This is a genomic window from Streptomyces sp. 8P21H-1, assembly GCF_013302945.1.
In genome coordinates this window covers 1-2,510 of the sequence record NZ_JABTYA010000228.1, presented here as the reverse complement: position 1 = coordinate 2,510, position 2,510 = coordinate 1, and the positions used below count along the sequence as shown (strand labels likewise).

The 2,510-nt window shown below is 75.7% G+C and carries 3 protein-coding genes; all 3 read left to right on the top strand.

The window, feature by feature from the left end; translation table 11 throughout:
• Positions 1-437, top strand: a 437-nt coding sequence (locus HO151_RS04185; protein ID WP_173894760.1) for an ROK family protein, incomplete at its 5' end; no start/stop codon positions are given.
• A complete protein-coding gene (gene nagA, locus HO151_RS04180) occupies positions 434-1,615 on the top strand; it encodes an N-acetylglucosamine-6-phosphate deacetylase (RefSeq protein WP_173894759.1) in 1,182 nt (393 codons plus the stop codon). The genes HO151_RS04185 and nagA, both read left to right, overlap by 4 nt.
• A gap of 107 nt (positions 1,616-1,722) precedes the next feature.
• On the top strand, positions 1,723-2,510 hold a 788-nt coding region (locus tag HO151_RS04175; protein WP_173894758.1), incomplete at its 3' end, for a 1-phosphofructokinase family hexose kinase.

Sequence of the window (2,510 nt, the reverse complement as noted above, 5' to 3'; positions counted from 1 at the left end):
CCGGCGACCCGGACGCCGACGCGGCGGACTGCGCGAAGGCCGTCGAGTCCGGGGACCCCCGGGCGCGGGCGGTCTGGCAGGACGCCGTGGACGCGCTCGCCGACGGGCTGGTCACCGCGCTCACCCTGCTGGACCCGCGCACCCTGATCATCGGCGGCGGTCTCGCCGAGGCGGGGGAGACCCTGTTCACCCCGCTGCGCGCCGCCGTCGAACGGCGCGTCACCTTCCAGAGACTGCCGTCCATCGTCCCCGCGGCCCTCGGGGACACCGCCGGCTGCCTCGGCGCGGGTCTCCTCGCCTGGGACCTGCTGGCCACCACCCCTCCCGTCCCCTCCTCCCCCACCTCTCCCGTCTCCGCTTCCCCCACCCGTCCCGTCCCCGCTTCCCCCACCCGTCCCGTCCCTGCTTCCCCCGCCCCGGAGGTAACCGCCCGATGACCACTGAGCGCACTCCCCCGGCCGGCCCGCACGCCGTGGTGCTGTCCGGCGCCACGGTGGTGCTCCCCACGGGCACGGTGCCCGACGGCCGCGTGATCGTGGAGGGCACCCGCATCGCCGGGAGCGCTCCCGAGGGCGCCCCGCGCAGGGACCTGACGGGGTACTGGCTGGTCCCCGGCTTCGTGGACATGCACAACCACGGCGGCGGCGGGGCGTCCTTCACCTCGGGCACGGTCGAGGAGATCCTCCGGGGCGTCCGCACCCACCGCCTGCACGGCACGACGACCCTCGTCGCCTCCACCGTCACCGGCGACATGGACGGCCTGGCCCAGCGCGCCGGACTGCTCTCCGAGCTGGCCGAGCAGGGCGACCTCGCGGGCATCCACTTCGAGGGCCCGTTCATCTCCCCGTGCCGCAAGGGGGCGCACTCCGAGGAGCTGCTGCGCGACCCCGACCCGGCGGAGGTGCGCAAGCTGATCGACGCGGCGCGCGGCCAGGCCCGCATGGTCACCCTCGCCACCGAGCTGCCGGGCGGCATCGACTCCGTACGCCTGCTCGCCGAGCACGGCGTCATCGCGGCGATCGGGCACACGGACGCGACGTACGAGCAGACGGTGGAGGCCATCGACGCGGGCGCGACCGTGGCGACGCACCTGTTCAACGCGATGCCCACGCTCGGCCACCGCAGCCCGGGGCCGATCGCGGCGCTGCTGGAGGACGAGCGGGTCACCGTCGAGCTGATCAACGACGGCGTCCACCTCCATCCGGCCTCCCTCCAGCTGGCCTTCCACCACGCGGGCGGCGGGCGGGTGGCGTTCATCACGGACGCGATGGACGCGGCGGGCTTCGGCGACGGCCGGTACATGCTCGGCCCGCTGGAGGTCGAGGTGGCGGACGGGGTGGCGCGCCTGGTGGAGGGCGGCTCCATCGCGGGCTCCACGCTCACGCTGGACCGGGCCTTCAAGCGGGCGGTGACCCTGGACGGGCTGCCCGTCGAGGACGTCGTCACGGCCGTCTCCGCCAATCCGGCCCGGCAGCTGGGCCTGTACGACCGGGTGGGTTCGCTGGAGCCGGGCAAGGACGCCGACCTCGTCGTCCTGGACTCCGGCTTCGAGGTCAGGGGCGTGATGCGCCGGGGCGAATGGCTGGTCGAACCGCCGGAGGACCCGGACCGGTAGGACACGTTCGGGGACTGGGCCGGCCCCCGCCGTCTTTGACATGATCGAGGCTTCGGACAGGCGAACGCGCCCGGCGGGCGCCCGCACACCGGGGGAGGTCGGCCCAGGTGATCCTCACCGTCACGCTGAACACCGCTCTCGACATCACGTACCGCGTGCGGGAGCTGCGCCCCCACAGCTCCCACCGGGTCACCGAGGTGACGGAGCGGCCCGGCGGGAAGGGGCTGAACGTGGCCAGGGTGCTCGCGGCCCTCGGCCACGGGGTGTCGGTGACGGGCCTGGCGGGCGGTGCCACCGGGCAGGCGGTGCGGGAGGGGCTCGCGCGGACGCCGGGGATCGTGGACGCGCTGGTCCCGACGGGCGGCCCCAGCCGCCGCACGGTCGCGGTCGTCGACACCTCGACCGGCGACACGACACAGCTCAACGAGGCGGGACCGGTGATCGCGCCCCACGAGTGGGCGGCGTTCCAGGAGGCGTACGAGGTGCTGCTGCGGTCCGCCTCGGCGGTGGCGCTGTGCGGCAGCCTGCCACCGGGCCTGCCGGTGGGGGCGTACGCCCAGCTGGTGCGCACCGCGAGGGCGCTGGCGGTTCCGGTGCTGCTGGACACGAGCGGGGAGCCGCTGCGGCGGGGCATCGCGGCGCGGCCCGACATCGTCAAGCCGAACGCGGACGAGCTGGCCGAGCTGACCGGTGCGCACGATCCGGCGCAGGCGACCCGGGACGCGCGCCGGCGCGGGGCACACGCGGTGGTGGCGTCACTGGGAGCACGGGGACTTCTCGCCCGTACGCCCGACGGGGACTGGCGGGCCGCTCCGCCCCGTCCGCTGCGGGGCAATCCCGCGGGGGCGGGCGACGCGGTGGTCGCGGGGCTGCTGTCGGGGCTGGTGGAGCGGCT

Bases quoted from the DNA above. Each gene is read 5' to 3' on its own strand.
- nagA (WP_173894759.1), top strand. From the start codon at position 434: ATGACCACTGAGCGCACTCCCCCGGCCGGCCCGCACGCCGTGGTGCTG.